General features: G+C 70.0%; 15 protein-coding genes. 7 read left to right on the forward strand and 8 right to left on the reverse strand.

All coding sequences use genetic code 11. The annotated features are described in order from the left end of the window. Window positions 1-6: 6 nt before the first annotated feature. A complete protein-coding gene (locus PVT71_RS08090) occupies window positions 7-1,866 on the reverse strand; it encodes an FAD-dependent monooxygenase (protein WP_353471287.1) in 1,860 nt (619 codons plus the stop codon). A gap of 101 nt (window positions 1,867-1,967) precedes the next feature. On the opposite strand from PVT71_RS08090, the gene PVT71_RS08095 reads away from it, so the two are divergent. Both PVT71_RS08095 and PVT71_RS08100 read left to right on the forward strand, forming a co-directional pair. Then, window positions 1,968-2,399 (forward strand): MarR family transcriptional regulator, encoded by a 432-nt coding sequence (locus PVT71_RS08095; protein WP_353471288.1) that lies wholly within the window; start codon window positions 1,968-1,970, stop codon window positions 2,397-2,399. A gap of 109 nt (window positions 2,400-2,508) precedes the next feature. Beyond that, entirely contained in the window at window positions 2,509-3,381 is an 873-nt protein-coding gene (locus PVT71_RS08100; RefSeq protein WP_353471289.1) for an MBL fold metallo-hydrolase, read from the forward strand. 15 nt (window positions 3,382-3,396) lie between these two features. On the opposite strand, the gene PVT71_RS08105 is transcribed toward PVT71_RS08100, so the two are convergent. From PVT71_RS08105 to PVT71_RS08125, 5 genes are all read right to left on the reverse strand, one after another. Then, a complete protein-coding gene (locus PVT71_RS08105; RefSeq protein WP_353471290.1) occupies window positions 3,397-4,047 on the reverse strand; it encodes an isochorismatase family protein in 651 nt (216 codons plus the stop codon). A gap of 1 nt (window position 4,048) precedes the next feature. Continuing rightward, a complete protein-coding gene (locus PVT71_RS08110) occupies window positions 4,049-4,540 on the reverse strand; it encodes a flavin reductase family protein (RefSeq protein WP_353471291.1) in 492 nt (163 codons plus the stop codon). Then, entirely contained in the window at window positions 4,541-5,827 is a 1,287-nt protein-coding gene (locus tag PVT71_RS08115) for an amidase (protein WP_353471292.1), read from the reverse strand. A gap of 100 nt (window positions 5,828-5,927) precedes the next feature. Further along, complete coding sequence (gene rutA / locus PVT71_RS08120) at window positions 5,928-7,007, reverse strand: pyrimidine utilization protein A (RefSeq protein WP_353471293.1); 1,080 nt, start codon at window positions 7,005-7,007, stop codon at window positions 5,928-5,930. A gap of 208 nt (window positions 7,008-7,215) precedes the next feature. Further along, window positions 7,216-7,992, reverse strand: coding sequence for a GntR family transcriptional regulator (locus PVT71_RS08125; RefSeq protein ID WP_353471294.1), 777 nt, complete (start codon window positions 7,990-7,992; stop codon window positions 7,216-7,218). A 116-nt stretch (window positions 7,993-8,108) separates the two neighbouring features. On the opposite strand from PVT71_RS08125, the gene PVT71_RS08130 reads away from it, so the two are divergent. The 5 genes from PVT71_RS08130 to pheT all read left to right on the forward strand — a co-directional run bounded on the left by PVT71_RS08130 (window position 8,109) and on the right by pheT (window position 14,574). Further along, window positions 8,109-9,347, forward strand: a complete 1,239-nt coding sequence (locus PVT71_RS08130) for an MFS transporter (RefSeq protein ID WP_353471295.1) — start codon at window positions 8,109-8,111, stop codon at window positions 9,345-9,347. A gap of 407 nt (window positions 9,348-9,754) precedes the next feature. Then, window positions 9,755-9,955, forward strand: coding sequence for a hypothetical protein (locus tag PVT71_RS08135; RefSeq protein ID WP_353471296.1), 201 nt, complete (start codon window positions 9,755-9,757; stop codon window positions 9,953-9,955). Continuing rightward, complete coding sequence (locus tag PVT71_RS08140; protein ID WP_353471297.1) at window positions 9,952-11,310, forward strand: amidase; 1,359 nt, start codon at window positions 9,952-9,954, stop codon at window positions 11,308-11,310. Before PVT71_RS08135 ends, PVT71_RS08140 begins: the two co-directional genes overlap by 4 nt. A 19-nt stretch (window positions 11,311-11,329) precedes the next feature. Beyond that, window positions 11,330-11,935, forward strand: coding sequence for a malonic semialdehyde reductase (locus tag PVT71_RS08145; protein ID WP_353471298.1), 606 nt, complete (start codon window positions 11,330-11,332; stop codon window positions 11,933-11,935). 242 nt (window positions 11,936-12,177) lie between these two features. Further along, window positions 12,178-14,574 carry a phenylalanine--tRNA ligase subunit beta gene (gene pheT, locus PVT71_RS08150; RefSeq protein WP_353471299.1) on the forward strand — a complete coding sequence of 799 codons (2,397 nt, stop codon included), beginning with the start codon at window positions 12,178-12,180 and terminating at the stop codon, window positions 14,572-14,574. Between the two features lie 218 nt (window positions 14,575-14,792). Here pheT and PVT71_RS08155 read toward each other — a convergent pair whose 3' ends face one another. Next, a complete protein-coding gene (locus PVT71_RS08155; protein ID WP_353471300.1) occupies window positions 14,793-15,230 on the reverse strand; it encodes a hypothetical protein in 438 nt (145 codons plus the stop codon). A gap of 62 nt (window positions 15,231-15,292) precedes the next feature. After that, window positions 15,293-15,634, reverse strand: a complete 342-nt coding sequence (locus PVT71_RS08160) for a carboxymuconolactone decarboxylase family protein (protein ID WP_353471301.1) — start codon at window positions 15,632-15,634, stop codon at window positions 15,293-15,295. Window positions 15,635-15,742 lie beyond the last annotated feature (108 nt).

The raw sequence follows: 15,742 nt of genomic DNA on the forward strand, positions 1-15,742 counted from the left end.
ATGGGACTACGCTGGGAGCAGGAAGCCGTTGAGAAATTTCAATATTTCGTCGGTCGAGCCGAGCGGAAGCACCTGCGCGACGAACTGGTCGGGGCGCAGAACGAGCAGCGCGCCGCGCGCCCTGTTGATGCCGCGCAGGTCGAAAATGTCGGGGCCGTTCGGGGCCGGGCAGAAGGCCTTCTCGTAGTCGGTGAGCCCGTATCTCCCCTTCCTCGGCAGGAGCGCGGCGGGCAGGTCCCCGAGTCGCATCTCGCGGTGCGGGGTCTGGAAGACCGCGCGCAGGTCGATCACGCTGTCGGGGTCCGCGCCCTCGGGCGTGACGCCCGCGATCACCGGCTCCAATTCCGCGCAGAGCCGCGCGATGGCGCCGCCCGGCTGCCCGCCGTCGCCCGCCGGGGCGAAGGCCAGAACCCGCCAGCGCCCGTCCGCCTTGAAGGCATGGCCAAGCTGCATCGGTTTCGCATCCGCCAGCCGCACCACCGGGGCGGAGTGGAAGCGCTTGCCGACGATCTGCCCCGCCGCCAGCGCCTGATGCCCGGTGCCGCCGGTGATCAGCGAGGGGTCGTAGCGCGTCTCGACCCCGGCGGTGTAGCGGCCGTGCTGCTTGAAGTAGCGCTGGAACTGCGCGGCCTCGGCGGCGTCCTTCGGCTTGGCGCTGAAGAGGCGGGCCATGTCGCGGTCGAAGTCGATCAGCTCCTTGGCCTTGGCGCGGCGCTCCTCGGAATAGGTGTCGAGCAGGGCGGGGGCGGCCCGCCCGCGCAGCACGGCGGCGAGCTTCCAGCCGAGATTGAACGTGTCGGCCATGCTGACGTTCATGCCTTGCCCGGCCTTGGGGCTGTGGGTGTGGCAGGCGTCGCCGGCGATGAAGACGCGCGGGCTTCGGCTGCCGCGCTCGCGCTCGGGCACGTCGTCGAAGGCGTCGCAGACCCGCTGGCCGATCTCGTAGGCCGACCACCAGGCGACCTCCTTCACCTCGAGACTGTAGGGCGAGAGGATCGCCTGCGCCTTGGCGATCAGCAGCTCGGCGCTGACAGCGCGGTCGGCAGCGCGCTCATCCCCGTGCAGCTCGCCGAGTTCGATGTACATGCGCACCATGTAGCCGCCCTCGCGCGGGATGATCAGCACGCTGCCCTGGTCCGCCGACTGGATCGCCGCCTTGAGGCGGATGTCGGGGAAATCGGTCACCGGCAGCACGTCCATCACGCCCCAGAGCTGGCGCGCCGACTCGCCCTTCAGCGCGTGGCCCATCGAGGCGCGCACGGTGCTGCGCGCGCCGTCGCAGCCGACGACATAGCGGGCGCGGAGGGTCTCGGTCCCCGCCCCGTCGAGGCACCGGAAGGTGGCCTGCATCGGGTATTCCGGGTCTTCGGTCCGCGTCAGCTCGACCAGCTCGCGGTTGTAGTCGGGCGTCAGGCGGCGCGGGGAATTGCGCATGATCTCGAGGTAGAAGTCATGCACCCGCGCCTGGTTGAGGATCACGTGCGGCATTTCCGAGAGGTCGTCCTCGACGTCCATGATGCGGTCGGCGCGGTGCAGCGCACCGTCCGCGCCGGGCCGCCAGAAGGCCACCTCGTTGACCCAGTAGGCTTCCTTCATCACCTTCTCGGCGAAGCCGAAGGCCTCGAACATCTCGACCGAGCGGCAGGCGATGCCGTCGGCCTGTCCGACCTCGAGCGGGCCGGGCTTGCGCTCGGTGATGCGGACCGAGATCTCGGGGAAGGCCGAAAGCTGCGCGGCGAGCGTCAGCCCGGCCGGGCCGCAGCCGACGATCAGCACATCGACCTTCTGCGCCACGTCGCCCGCCTTCGGAAGGGCCTCGGCGACGGCGGGATCCCCGCTGCGAAATCCGTTCAGGTGAAATTGCACGACTCAACCCTCCCAGTTGGTAAGTACACATATTATATTCCGCTGGCCCGGCCGCCTGTCAATATGGTAAGTGTACATATCATCTTTCGGAGCCCAACAGCATGACCGCACGCGACGATCTCTCGCAGATGCCCGGCCACCTGATCCGCCGACTCAACCAGCGCTCGACCGCGGTCTTCTCGGAGCGGATGAAATCGGCCCCGGTGGAACTGACCTCGGTGCAATACGCCGCGCTCGACGTGCTGGCGCGCGAGCCGGGGATCGACCAGGCGCGGCTGGCGGCGCTCATCGCCTATGACCGGGCGACGATCGGCGAGGTGGTGAAGCGGCTGGTCCAGAAGGGGCTGGTGGCGCGGCAGGTGAACGAGGACGACCGCCGCGCGCGCAGCCTGCGCCTGACCGGCGAGGGGGAGGCGGCGCTGGCACAGGTCGCCCCGCTGGTGGCGGCGCTGCAGGCCGATATCCTCGAGACCCTCACCGAGGCCGAGCGGGCGCAATTCCTTGCCCTCGCGCGCAAGGCGGTGGAGTCCTGACGGAAAATTCCGCCGCCGGGGGTGACTTCGCGATCCGGCGAAATATATTCTGCATAGAGAATATGATTGGGCCATCCGGGCCCGACGCACCGAGCGCAAGGAGACAGCGATGACCCCGAGCCCCGTCGTGAAGACATTCTGGGACGAACCCACCGGCAGCTGGCAATACGTCTTCCACGACCCTGCGACGATGATGGGCGCGATCGTCGATCCGGTGCTGGACTTCGATCCGCTGGCCGGGGCGACGCGCACGCGGAACGCCGACGCGATCATCGCCTACGTGCAGGAGGCCGGGATCGAGATCACCCATATCCTCGACACCCATCCCCATGCCGACCACTTCTCGGCCGCGCCCTATATCCAGTCGCGGATCGGTGGCATCACGGCGATCGGCGAGCACGTGCGGAAGGTGCAGAAGCTCTGGCAGGGCATCTACAACCTGCCGGACCTGCCCACCGACGGGGCACAATGGGACCTGCTGCTCGCCGACGGCGATGAGTTCATGGTCGGGGCCATCCCGGTCAGGGTGATCTTCAGCCCCGGGCACACGCTGGCCTCGATCACCTATGTCGCGGGGGATGCCGCCTTCGTGCATGACACGCTGATGATGCCCGACAGCGGCACCTCGCGGGCGGATTTCCCGGGGGGCAGTTCGGCGGACCTCTATGCCAGCCTGATGCGGATCCTCGCACTGCCGCAGGAGACCCGGCTCTACGTCGGCCACGACTATGCGCCGGAGGGGCGCGCGGCGCAGTGCTGCGCCACGGTGGCCGAGCACAGGGCGACGAACATCCACCTGAGGGACGCGCCCTCCGAGGCCGAGTTCCGCGCCGTTCGCGACGCGCGCGATGCCACGCTGCCGCTGCCGAAGCTCATGCTGGCGGCGCTGCAGGTGAACATCCGGGGCGGACGGTTGCCGGAGGCGGAAGAGAACGGCCGCAGCTACCTCAAGATCCCGCTGAACGTCTTCGAGACGAGATAAGGCACTGACGCCGCCTCACCGGGCCGCGGAGATCCCGCCGCCCAGCTTGGCGAAGTGCGCGAGACATGCCTCCATGCCGATCACGTCGGCGTATTTCGCGTTCATGTCGAAGAGGTTGGCCTCGTGCGGGGCCGCGTGGCGGTCGCCGCAGGCCTCGCGCACCACCAGCGTGCGGAAGCCGTGGCTCATGGCATCGACGCAGGAGGCGCGCACGCAGCCCGAGGTGGTGAGCCCGGTCAGGATCACGCTGTCACAGCCCATGGCTGTGAGGGTCGAGGCGAGCGACGTGCCGAAGAAGGCCGAGGGGTACTGCTTCGAGACCACCAGCTCGTCGGCCTCGGGCACCAGCCCTTTGGCGAATTCGGCGGTGGCGCGGCCGGGCAGGAAGGCCCCGAGCGGCGCGGCCTTCTCGAAGAAGCGCCCGCCGTCGATGCCGCTCGGGTGCAGCGCGATGCGGGTGTGGATGACCGGCACGCCCGCCGCCCGCGCCGCCGCCCGCAGCTGCAGCGCGGCGGCGAGCGCGGTCACCGCGCCCTCGCCGGCGAAGAGCGGGCAGGCCGCGTCGTAATAGGCGTGGGCGAAGTCGATCAGCAGCAGCGCCGGGCGGGCCCCGAAGCCGACCGAGCGGTCGTAGACCCCCGCGTAATTCTCCGCCGCGCCAGTCATCTCAGGCCTTTTCCGTGCGGGTCAGGCTCTCGAACTTGCCCTCGTGGTAGAGCAGCGGGTCCGAGGGGCTGCCCCAGTCGGTGACCGCGACCACCTCGCCGATGAAGATCGTGTGCGTGCCGAAGCTGCTCTTCTGCGCCGGGCGGCAGTCGAAGCTCACCTGCGCGCCACGGAGGGCAGGGGCGCCGGTCTCCAGCTCGGACCAGTCGCCCATCTCGAAGCGGGTCTCGCGGTCCTTCGGCATGGCGAAGCGCGTCGCGATGTCCTGCTGCCCGCGCGAGAGCACGTTGACGCAGAAGGCCCGCGCCTCGCTCAGGTGCTCGTGGATCGAGGCCGAGGCGTTGACGCAGATCAGCAGGCTCGGCGGCTCGGCGCTGAGCGAGGTCACCGCGGTGGCGATCAGGCCGTGCCGCACGCCGTCGCACTCGCAGGTGATCAGCGAGACGCCGGCGGCAAGGCGCCGCATGCCGGATTTGAAGTCGTTGGGGTCCATTCAGTCGTCCTTTCCTTCCTTCTCGGCGGGCCGGGAGGGGGCCAGCGCCGGGGCAATCTGGGCGGCGAGCCGGATCAGCCGGCTGTCCTGCGCCCGGGCCGCCACGAGCTGCACGCCGAGCGGCAGCGGATCCGCGCGCGCTGGAACATGAATGCAGGGCAGTTGCATCGCCGTCCAGAGCGCATTGAACTTCGGCTTGCCGGCGCCGCGTCCGGGCGGGGCGAAACCGGGGGCGGCGGGGGCGATCACCGCGTCATAGGGGGCGGCCAGCGCCTCGAAGGCGCGGCGGTGATCGGCGAGCCGGTCGTAGGCCTCGAACATCTGCCGGGCGCTATGACCCTCGCTGCGGGCCGCGCGGTTCAGGAAATCGCGGTGCACCAGCGGCCCCTTGTGCATGAGGTTGCGCATGGCGGCGGCGCCCTCGCTCATCTGCACGCAGCGGTGCAGCGCGTCGAGGTCCGCCATCTCGGCGGGAAGCTGCAGCCATTCGGTGTCCGCCACGGCGTCGAGCCGTCCGGGCAGGCTCTGCATGAGGTCCATCATCTCGGGCGCCAGCTCGTCGGCGTAGGGGGTGAGGCAGAGCGCCAGCCTCGGCCGGGCAGCGGGCGTTCCGGTCTCGGGGAAGCCGTAGAGATCGCCGAGCAGCGCGAGGTCGTCGTAGGAGCGCGCGTAGAGCCCCACCGTGTCGAGGCTGGCGGCGTAGAGCTTCACCCCCTCGGTCGAGATCAGCCCCCAGCTCGGCTTCATCGCCGGGGTGCCGCAGAACGAGGCCGGGCGGATGGTCGAGCCGCCGGTCTGGGTGCCGAGCGCCAGCGGCACGTGGAAATCGGCCACGGCGGCGGCCGAGCCCGCCGAGGAGCCGCCGGAGCTGCGCGCGGGATCGGCCGGGCAGCCGGTCATTGCGTTGCGCCCGGCGGCGGCGAACTCGGTGGTGTCGGTCTTGCCGAGGATGATCGCCCCCGCCGCCCGCAGGATCTCGACGCAGGGCGCGTCGTCGCTCGGGCGGCGGGAGCCGTAGAGAGGGGAGTTGTGCGTGGTCGGCAGCTCCGCCGTGTCGATCACGTCCTTGATGCCGACGGGAATGCCGGCCAGCGGGCGCGGGTCCGAGGCGGCGATCGCCGACGCCTCGGCCTCGGCGCGCGGGTTGAGGCTCAGCCAGGCGCGGATCTCGCCGTCGCGCGCGGCGATGCGGGAAAGGCAGGCGCGCACGAGGTCGCGCGGCGTGAGCCGCCCCTCGCGCATCAGCCTGCGGGCGGTGGTGGCGTCGAGCCGGCTGGGGTCTGTCATCGGAGGGGTCTTGATCGTCCGTGCGGGTCGTGTTGGCGCGGCCGCCCCGACAGGGAGCGTCGGGCAGGCCGCGCCGGGGCAGGCCCGGGCGGGCCGCCGGTCAGGCGGCCTTGAGCTTGTGGCTGCGCGAGTCCATCAGCGGCTGGATCTTCTGGCCGAAGGCATCCATGCCGAGCAGGAAGTCGTCGAAGGTCAGCATGATGCCCTTCACGCCCTCGATCTCGGCGGCCTCGTCCAGCATCCGCGCGACGGTGGCATAGGAGCCGACCAGCGTGCCCATGTTGAAGTTCACCGCGCCCTCGGGCACCGCCATGTGCTTGGCGGTCGAGGTGCCGTCGGCGCTCTGGTCCATGTTCGACTGGTCGATCAGCCACTTCAGCGCGCCCATGTCGGCCATGTCGTGGTACTTGTGCCACTTGGCCATGGCGGCCTCGTCGGTCTCGTCGGCGATGACCATGAACAGCACGTAGGCGCCCACGTCCCGGCCCGAGACCTTGGCCGCCTCGACCAGCTGCGCGACGTTGGGCGCAAAGGCGGTCGGGGTGTTGATGCCGGCGCCGAGGATGAAGTTGTAGTCGGCGTAGTCGGCGGCGAACTTCATGCCCTTGGCGCTCTGCCCGGCGGCGACGATCTCGACCTTGCCCTCGGGGGCGGGGGAGAGCTTGCAGTCGGTCATGGTGAAGTGCTCGCCCTTGAGGTCCGAGCTGCCGTTCTCCCAGAGATCCTTCATCACCGAGACGTATTCGGTGGCATAGTCGTAGCGGTAGCCGAACCACTCGTTGCCCGGCCAGAGGCCCATCTGGCTGTATTCGCCCTCGGCCCAGCCGGTGACGATGTTGATGCCGAAGCGGCCCGGGGCGATCGAGCTGATGGTCGAGGCCATGCGCGCCACGATCGCCGGCGGCAGGGTCAGGATCGCGGTCGAGGCGAAGAGCTTGATCTCGGAGGTGACGGCGGCGAGCCCGGCCATCAGCGTGAAGCTTTCCAGCGCGTGGTCCCAGAACTCGGTCTTGCCGCCGAAGCCGCGGAACTTGACCATCGAGAGCGCGAACTCGAGCCCGTAGCTCTCGGCCTTCTGCACCACCTGCTTGTTGAGATCGAAACTCGCCATGTACTGCGGCGAGCCCTCCGAGATCAGCCACCCGTTGTTGGCGATCGGGATGAAGACACCCATATCCATGTGAACTCTCCTGCTGGACGTATCGTTTTTCTATGTCCGAACTTGGTCGGGCCTAGCCTCACTTGGCCGGGGCAACCCTGTTCAGGTCCAGCGGATGTTCATGGGAAAGTCCGGACTTTTGCGAAAGTCCGGATCCCTGATGATTTTCTGTGCAGCGCCGCCCGGCACTGATCCCTGCTTGGGCAGCCTTTGGGCGCCGCGCCGCGGCTCACTCGGCGGAAAGATTCGTCCGGTAGGCGAAGCTGTCGTCGGGCGAGGTCTGGATCGCATATTCCAGCAGCCGCCCACCCGAGGCGAGGTAGCGCCGGGTGATGCGCAGCCCGATGGTGCCTTCGGGCCGGTTCAGCTCGGCGCAGACCTCGGGGCAGATCGCGACGGCGCGGATCTCCTGCTGGATCTCCTCGATCCGCTCGCCGGTGCGCTGCTCGATGAGCTGGAAGAGCGACGAGCGCAGCACCGTCATGTCCGCCACCACGTCCTGCGCGATCGGGTCGAGATAGACCTCGTTCCAGCAGAACGGCGTCGGCTCGCCGATGAAATGCCGCGGTCCGGCCATGTAGATCAGGCGTTTTCCGGGGCGGCAGCCGATCTCGGCCGCGGTCTTGCCGCGCACCTCGCGCCGTTCCTTCTGCCGGATGAAGAACTCGCTCTGGCTGGCGAACTCGAAGAGGTCGTCGCGCGAATCGTTGCGGAAACGGTCGCGCCAGTCGGGTTTCGACGCCTCGACGCGGGTGCCGACGCCCTTGCGCGCCGCCAGCATGCCGCGCTTGCGCAGCTGCGCGATGGCCTGGCGCACGGTGTGGCGGCTGACGCCCAGCTGCACGGCGAGCTCGGCCTCGGGCGGAAGCAGGCTGCCGACCGCACGCTCGCCCGAAACGATCTGGCGTTCGAGCCGGTGCGCCACCTGCAGGTAGAGCGGTGTCGAGGTCCCGGCGCCCTGCAGCTCCTCCGGCGCCGTGTCCTGATCGCTCTCATGGCCTGTCATCTTCGCTCCTCCCCCCTGCTTGCCGTGGACGATATTCTTGCCAATAAGTACGGACTTATTTAAGGGTTCTCCGCACCGCCCACCCACTGGCCCACTCAAGTCCGGACATTACGCGAATGCGCGAGAGCTTGTCGACCCAAGGCGCCCCGGCCGCGTCCTGCCTCTGGATCAGGCCGCTGGCGGTCATGACGCTGGTCCAGGTGGCGGCCACCTGCAGCATCCTCGCGCTGACCGCCCTCGCGCCCGAGGTCGCTGCCTCGCTCGGCGTCGGCGCGCACTGGATCGGCTACCAGATCAGCCTCATCTACTTCTCGGGCATCTTCGCCTCGGCGTTCGCCGGCGCGGTGGTCGAGACGCTGCGGGCCGAGCGGGTGATCCGCCTCGAGCTGGCGATCTTCGTGCTCGGCCTGCTGATGCTCGCAAGCGGACAGCCGGTGCTGATGGTGCTGGCCTCGCTGCTCTTCGGCATCGGCTACGGGCTCAACAACCCCGCCTCCTCCGAGATCCTGCACCGCCACACGCCGCGGCGGCAGCAGAGCCTCGTCTTCTCGATCAAGCAGAGCGGCGTGCCGCTGGGCGCGGTGCTGGCGAACGTGATGATGCCGGCGCTGCTGGTCGCGCTCGGGGTCGGCTGGCAGGGGGCGCTGGCGCTGGCCGCGCTGCTGCCCGCGGGGCTGCTGCTCTGGTCGCTGGGGACGGACAGCCCGGAACCGGCGCAGCGCGGCGCCGCCTCGGAGGGCATCTGGCGCCGGATGCTGGGCGAGCAGCGGGCGATCCTGTCGAGCCCGCGCCTGCGCACGCTGGCGATCCTCGGCTGCCTCTACTCGGCGCTGCAGCTGATCGCCACCGCCTTCATCGTCGTCATGCTGGTCGAGCACGGCTGGACGCTGGTCGCGGCGGGCAGCGTCGCGGCGGCCTCGCAGCTGCTGGGCGCGGTGGGGCGCGTGGCCTGGGGTGTGGCGGCGGACCGGCTGGGCGGGTTCCGGACGCTGGCGCTGATCGGCCTCATCGCGGGTGGCATCCTGCTGTCGCTCAACTGGGTCGGCAGTTTCCCGGCGGCGCTGCAGGCGGTGCTCCTCGCCGGCCTCGGCGGCGTGGCCTCGGGCTGGAACGGCGTCTTTCTCGCCGCCGCCGCGCGCACCGCGCCCGAGGGCAAGGTCGGCGCCAACACCGGCGCGCTGCTGGTCTACACCTTCCTCGGGGTGATTATCGGCCCGAGCTGCTTTGCCTTCATCTACGGCATCGTCGGCGACTATGGCCTCGGCTTCGCGCTGTTCTCCTCCGTGGGCTTCCTCGGGGCGGCTCTGTCGTGGCGGCAGATGCGCGCGCAGGCCCGAGAGACCCGCGCCGCATAGGTCCGCTTCGGCCGGGCGCGGCCCGGTTGCTGACTATCCGGGCACTTGGCGCCCGACGCGCGCATTCCGCCCGTCATCGCGTCGCGACTCGTTGACTTGGCTCTGCATAAGTCCGGACAATGTTCCCCAGCTCCCGACCTCCCCGGGGGCAGTGAACAGGGCATGGCCACCGGAACGCTGCAGATGCTGACCCTCCTCGAGACCGGGCCGACGAGCCGGACGCGTATCCCCCTCCGCTCCGGGCGGCGCCTGATTTCGCGGCACGACCCCCGCGCCGGAGATCACCTCGCGGGCAGTTCCCGCCGCCGCGCCGCATTTCTCCCCCGGCCGTCTGGCGCTCGCCGCCCTGCCGGATCAGCAGTTAGCCGAGACAGCCGCATCGGAGCGGCTGGGAAAGGACCTCTCACATGGAACAGGAGCTGACCGCCCTGCTGGGCCGCGCCCCGTCGGAGGGCGAGCTTGCCATCGCGCGGGACCAGCGGAAGCGCGTCGAGGCGGGCATCTTCGCGAGCCCGCTGCTGGCGCTGCCGGGTGACGGCCCGCTGCGCCCCTCGGGCCGCTGCGGCGCGCTCGCGGCGACCGATCCCTTCGCGGAGGGCGGCGCATGAGCCTCGTGACCATCTCCGGCATCCTGGGCCGGCTCGCCACGGGCGAGACCACCGCGACCGCGCTGCTTGCCGAGCTGCAGTCCCGCATCGCCGCCCGCGGCACGCTCTCGCCCTTCCAGCGGCTCGAATGGGAACGCGCATACGAGCAGGCCGACCTGTCCGACCGCGCCCGCCGCGAGGGCAAGCCGCAGGGACCGCTCGCCGGGGTGCCGATGGCGCACAAGGACATGTTCGACCGCAGAGGCTCGACCGTCGGCTTCGGCGCGCACCCCTCCGCGCGCAAGACCGCGACCGCCACCGCGCCGGTGCTCGATCGCCTCGACCGCGCCGGGGCGGTGGACTTCGGCCGGCTGCAGATGTCCGAGTTCGCCATGGGCCCCACCGGGCAGAACCACCACCACGGCATGCCCGAGAACCCGGCGGTCGCGGGCGGCGTGCCCGGCGGCTCGTCGAGCGGCTCGGGCGTCGCCGTCGGCATGGGGCTGGTGCCCGCGGCGCTCGGCTCGGACACCGGCGGCTCGATCCGCGTGCCCGCCGCCTGCAACGGCGTCGTCGGCTTCAAGCCCGGGCTCGGCGTGGTGCCGCTCGAGGGCGCCATGCCGCTCAGCTGGACGCAGGACACGATCGGCCCGCTTGCCGCCTCGGTGGACTGCGCGCGGCGGGTGCTCTCGGTGATCTCGGGCGGCAAGGTCCGCGCCCATGCCGAGACCCCGCGCAAGCTGCGCCTCGCCTTCGACCGCGGCGGTTTCGTCGAGGGCATCTCGGACCGGATGCGCGCCGCGCTGGCCGAGACCCGCGGCGCGCTGGCGGGGCAGGGGCATGACCTCGTCTCGCTCGACATGGGCTTCTTCGCCGATCTCACCGAGCCCGCCAACGTCATCGCCATCGCCGAGGCCGCGACGGTCCACGCCGACCGGCTGCGCGACTGCCCCGAGACCTACGGCACCCAGGTGCGCGCGCGCCTCGCGCAGGCCGCCGGCATCTCCGCCCAGGCCTACCTGCGCGCCCGGCAGATCCGCGAGATCGCCCTTGCCCGCACCGAAGCCGAGATCTTCGCCGCCGCCGACCTGGTGATCCTGCCCGGCCTCGCCGACGTGGCGCCCCAGGCCGAGGCACTCGTCCATGCCGAGGGCGCCGAGATCGCCCGGATGATCTCGGGCATGACCGGCTTCACCCGCCCCGGCTCGATCCTCGGCCTGCCGGTGCTCTCGCTGCCCGTGGCCTGGACATCGGACGGCCCGCTCAGCCTCCAGATCATGGGGCCGCGCGGATCGGAGGATCTCATCGCCGATCTCGCGCAGACCCTTGAAACCACGCGCCAGCCGGTGGATGCCGTACTGGCGGAACTTGCATGACGACCGAAAGGCACGACAGATGAAAGACCTCCTCCCCACCGGAGCGCTGGACCAGGACGCGCTCGACACGCTCTTCCTCGAGGCGCGCAGCCAGAACGGCTGGCAGGACAAGGACATCCCCGAAGAGGTGCTCGAGCAGCTCTACGACCTGGTGAAGATGGGCCCGACCTCGGCCAACTGCTCGCCCGCGCGCTTCGTCTTCATCCGCAGCAAGGACGCCAAGGAAAAGCTCTCCCCCGCCATGTCGAGCGGCAACCGCGACAAGACCATGGCCGCGCCGGTCACCGTCATCGTCTGCCAGGACATGGAGTTCTACGACAAGCTCGGCGAGCTCTTCCCGCATGTCGACGCCAAGCCCTGGTTCACCGGCTCCGAGACGATGATCACCGAGACCGCCTTCCGCAATTCCTCGCTGCAGGGCGGCTACCTGATCATGGCGGCGCGCGCCCTCGGCCTCGACTGCGGCCCGATGTCGGGCTTCGACGCGAAACTCGTCGAGGAGACCTTCCTCGCCGGCACCAGCTGGAAGGTGAACTTCATGGTCAACCTCGGCTACGGCGAGCCCTCCAAGGTCTTCGGCCGCCTGCCGCGCCTCGCGATGGAAGACGCCTGCAAGGTGCTCTGAGCCGTCCCCATGCCAAGACCCGCGCCGCCGCCGCCGTCCCCCGCGCGGCGGCGCGCCACCTCCCGGCCCGCGGGCTTCCACATGGTCCAAATATCCCGGGGTGAATTGGCCGCAGGCCAAGAGGGGCAGCGCCCCTGCCTTGCTTCCCCGCCGGGACCACCGCCACCCCGGCCAACCCCCTTTCCCCTCCCGCTTCATTCCGCTAAGGACCGGACCCAAGCGAAACCAAGCCGGGCCGAGAGATGAAATTCACGCTTTCCTGGTTGAAAGACCACCTCGACACCTCCGCCACGGTGGACGAGATCACCGAGGCGCTCACCGATCTGGGGCTGGAAGTCGAAGGGGTCGAGAACCCCGGCGACCGCCTGTCGGCCTTTACCATCGGCAAGGTCCTCAAGGCAGAGAAGCACCCGGACGCCGACAAGCTGCGCGTCTGCACGGTGATGACGGACGAGGGCGAGAGCCAGATCATCTGCGGCGCGCCCAACGCGCGCGAGGGGATCACCGTCGTCGTGGCCAAGCCCGGCACCTACGTGCCCGGCATCGATACCACCATCCAGGTCGGCAAGATCCGCGGCATCGAGAGCTTCGGCATGATGTGCTCCGAGCGCGAGATGGAGCTGTCGGAAGAGCACGACGGCATCATCGAGCTGCCCTCGGGCGAGGTCGGCGAGCGCTTCATCGACTGGCTGGCGGCGCATGATCCCGCCAAGGTCGATCCGGTGATCGAGATCGCCATCACCCCGAACCGCCCCGACGCGCTCGGCGTGCACGGCATCGCCCGCGACCTCGCGGCGCGCGGTCTCGGCACGCTGAAGCCGCTGCCCGAGGTCACCGTACCCGGCACCTTCGCCTCGCCGATCAACGTCACCATCGACGAAGATACGCTCGACGACTGCCCGGTGTTCTACGGCCGCGTCATCCGCGGCGTGAAGAACGGCCCCTCGCCGAAATGGCTGCAGGAGCGGCTGAAGGCCATCGGCCTGCGCCCGATCAGCTTCCTCGTCGACGTGACCAACTACTTCACCTTCGACCGCAACCGCCCGCTGCACGTCTTCGACGCGGCCAAGGTCACCGGCGACCTGCGCGTGCACCGTGCCAAGGGGGGCGAGACGCTGGAGGCGCTCGACGAGCGCACCTACACGCTCGAGCCCGGCATGGTGGTGATCTCGGCCGGTGACACGGTGGAAAGCCTCGGCGGCGTGATGGGCGGCGAGCCCACCGGCGTGTCGGACGAGACCGTGGATGTCTTCCTCGAGGCCGCCTATTTCCAGACCGTCCGCACCGCCTACACGGGCCGCGCGCTGAAGATCAATTCCGACGCCCGCTACCGGTTCGAGCGCGGCATCGACCCCGCGTCGGTGGCCCCGGGCATCGAGGCGGCGACCGCGATGATCCTCGACATCGCCGGCGGCGAGTCCTCGGAGGTGATCGTCGCAGGCGCCATCCCCGACGTGAGCCGCGCCTACAAGCTCGACACCGACCGGGTGATCAGCCTCGTCGGCATGGAGATCCCCGCGGACACGCAGCGCGCCACCCTGACCGCGCTCGGCTTCACCTTCGACGGCGACATGGCCAACGTGCCGAGCTGGCGCCCGGACGTGATGGGCGAGGCGGATCTGGTGGAAGAGGTCGCACGCATCGCCTCGCTCACCAAGCTGCAGGGCCAGCCGATGCGCCGCGCCCAGCCGGGCGTGCCGAAGCCGATCCTGTCGCCGATGCAGAAGCGCGAGCAGGTGGCCCGCCGCACCACGGCGGAACTCGGCTACAACGAGTGCGTGACCTACAGCTTCATCGACAAGGCGGCGGCCGAGCTCTTCGGCGGCGGCACCGATGCGACCATGCTGGCCAACCCGATCAGCTCGGAGATGAGCCACATGCGCCCGTCGCTGCTGCCGGGCCTGCTGCAGGCGGCAGCCCGCAACCAGGCGCGCGGCTTTGCCGACATGGCGCTCTTCGAATGCGGTCCCGCCTTCGCTGGCGGTGAGCCGGGCGAGCAGGCGACGCAGGTCACCGGCATCCTCGTCGGCCGCACCGGTCCCAAGGACGTGCACGGCGCGGCGCGCGCCGTCGACATCTTCGACGCCAAGGCCGATGCCGAGGCGATCCTCGCGGCCATTGGCGCGCCCGCCAAGATGCAGATCCTGCGCGGCGCCGAGGAATGGTGGCACCCGGGCCGTCACGGCAAGCTCTGCCTCGGCCCGAAGAAGGTGCTGGGCGTCTTCGGCGAGCTGCACCCCAAGGTGCTGCAGGCGATGGACGTGAAGGGGCCGGTCGTGGCCTTCACCCTCTATCCGCAGGAAATCCCGCTGCCGCGCAGCACCGGCTCGGCGCGCCCCGCGCTCAAGCTGAACGACCTGCAGGCCGTCGAGCGTGACTTCGCCTTCGTGGTCGACTCGAATGTCGCCGCGCTGGACCTCGTGAACGCCGCGGCCGGTGCCGACAAGGCGCTGATCGAGGACGTGCGGGTGTTCGACGAGTTCATCGGCGGCAGCCTCGGGGCCGGCAAGAAGTCGGTCGCCATCACCGTGCGCCTGCAGCCGAGCGAGGCGACGCTGAAGGAGAAGGACATCGAGGACGTGGCGGCCAAGATCGTCGCCAAGGTCGAGAAGGCCACCGGCGGCACGCTGCGCGGCTGATCCGCTTCCAATGACAGGAAAGGCCCCGGCAGATCGCTCTGCCGGGGCCTTTTTCATTGTCGGGTCCCGCGGTGGGGCCGTGGCGGGGAGTCACCCCCGCCAGAACCTCAGCACCTCGATCCGCGCCACCCGCAGCACGAGGCGCCAGACCGAGGCGAGGGTCGGGCGCGTGTCCGTGCGCGGGCCGGGCGCCGAGGGGGTGATGACGCGGGGCAGGGTCAGTTCCCCGGCCGCTTCGGCGGGGTCAGCTCGGCGCCGCTCAGCACGCCGTCGCCGTTGCGGTCCATGCGGGTGAACATCTCGTGCGCGCCGGCCTTGAACTCGGCCTTGGTGATCTTGCCATCGCCGTTGCTATCGAGCTTCGGCCCGCCGGGCTGTCCGCCCTTTGCCGGGGCTTGCCCCCGCGCATCCTTGCCGGCCGCGGCACCCGGGCCACCCTGCGGGCGCGCCTCGGCCTCCGAGAGCACGCCGTCGCGGTTGCTGTCGAGCCGGGTGAACATCTCGGCGTTCTGCGCCTCGGCCTCGGCCAGCGTGACCTTGCCGTCGCCGTTCCGGTCCATCTGCTTGAGCATGTCGCCGGGGTTACCCTGCGGCTGCGCCGCGAGGGCAGTGGCCGAGAGGAGGAGGGCGGTTGCTGCTGCGATGAGGGGCTTCATGGGGCGTCCTTTCTTGCCTGTGTCGCCCTGATACGCAGCCCGCGCGCGCCTCCGTCGCGGGATCAGCCCTCGGACACGAATTCGTCATAGGCGGCCAGCGCCTTGGCCGCGTACATCAGGCCCGGCCCGCCGCCCATCTGCACCGCCACGCCGCAGACCTCGGCGATCTCCTCGCGGGTGACGCCAAGGCGGACCAGCGCGTTCACGTGGCTCAGGATGCAGGCATCGCAGCGGATCGCGATGCCGATCCCGAGCGCCACGAATTCCTTTTCCTTGTGGTTCAGCGCGCCCTCGGCCGAGGCGGCCTTTTCCATCTCGACGAAGCCGGCGAAGGTCTCGGGGATGGCCTTGCGCAGCTCGCGCAGTTCGCTGCGTTTGCCGGCGAGTTGTTCCTTGAACGACATATCGCTCTCCCTGCATGTGACTGCGTCCTGATGACCATGCGCGCCGGGCGGCGGCCTTGATCCAGATCAGACAAGGGGAGGGTAGCGGGTTTGCGTGTCCCGCAGAAT

The sequence above is a fragment of the Salipiger sp. H15 genome (assembly GCF_040409955.1).
GTDB lineage: Bacteria > Pseudomonadota > Alphaproteobacteria > Rhodobacterales > Rhodobacteraceae > Salipiger.

Coding starts and splice junctions, on each gene's coding strand:
- PVT71_RS08135 (WP_353471296.1), top strand. CDS start 9,755: ATGGAACAGGAGCTGACCGCCCTGCTGGGCCGCGCCCCGTCGGAGGGC.
- PVT71_RS08155 (WP_353471300.1), bottom strand. CDS start 15,230: ATGAAGCCCCTCATCGCAGCAGCAACCGCCCTCCTCCTCTCGGCCACT.
- PVT71_RS08115 (WP_353471292.1), bottom strand. CDS start 5,827: ATGACAGACCCCAGCCGGCTCGACGCCACCACCGCCCGCAGGCTGATG.
- PVT71_RS08145 (WP_353471298.1), top strand. CDS start 11,330: ATGAAAGACCTCCTCCCCACCGGAGCGCTGGACCAGGACGCGCTCGAC.
- PVT71_RS08095 (WP_353471288.1), top strand. CDS start 1,968: ATGACCGCACGCGACGATCTCTCGCAGATGCCCGGCCACCTGATCCGC.
- PVT71_RS08125 (WP_353471294.1), bottom strand. CDS start 7,992: ATGACAGGCCATGAGAGCGATCAGGACACGGCGCCGGAGGAGCTGCAG.
- PVT71_RS08105 (WP_353471290.1), bottom strand. CDS start 4,047: ATGACTGGCGCGGCGGAGAATTACGCGGGGGTCTACGACCGCTCGGTC.
- PVT71_RS08110 (WP_353471291.1), bottom strand. CDS start 4,540: ATGGACCCCAACGACTTCAAATCCGGCATGCGGCGCCTTGCCGCCGGC.
- pheT (WP_353471299.1), top strand. CDS start 12,178: ATGAAATTCACGCTTTCCTGGTTGAAAGACCACCTCGACACCTCCGCC.
- PVT71_RS08100 (WP_353471289.1), top strand. CDS start 2,509: ATGACCCCGAGCCCCGTCGTGAAGACATTCTGGGACGAACCCACCGGC.
- PVT71_RS08130 (WP_353471295.1), top strand. CDS start 8,109: ATGCGCGAGAGCTTGTCGACCCAAGGCGCCCCGGCCGCGTCCTGCCTC.
- PVT71_RS08140 (WP_353471297.1), top strand. CDS start 9,952: ATGAGCCTCGTGACCATCTCCGGCATCCTGGGCCGGCTCGCCACGGGC.
- PVT71_RS08160 (WP_353471301.1), bottom strand. CDS start 15,634: ATGTCGTTCAAGGAACAACTCGCCGGCAAACGCAGCGAACTGCGCGAG.
- rutA (WP_353471293.1), bottom strand. CDS start 7,007: ATGGATATGGGTGTCTTCATCCCGATCGCCAACAACGGGTGGCTGATC.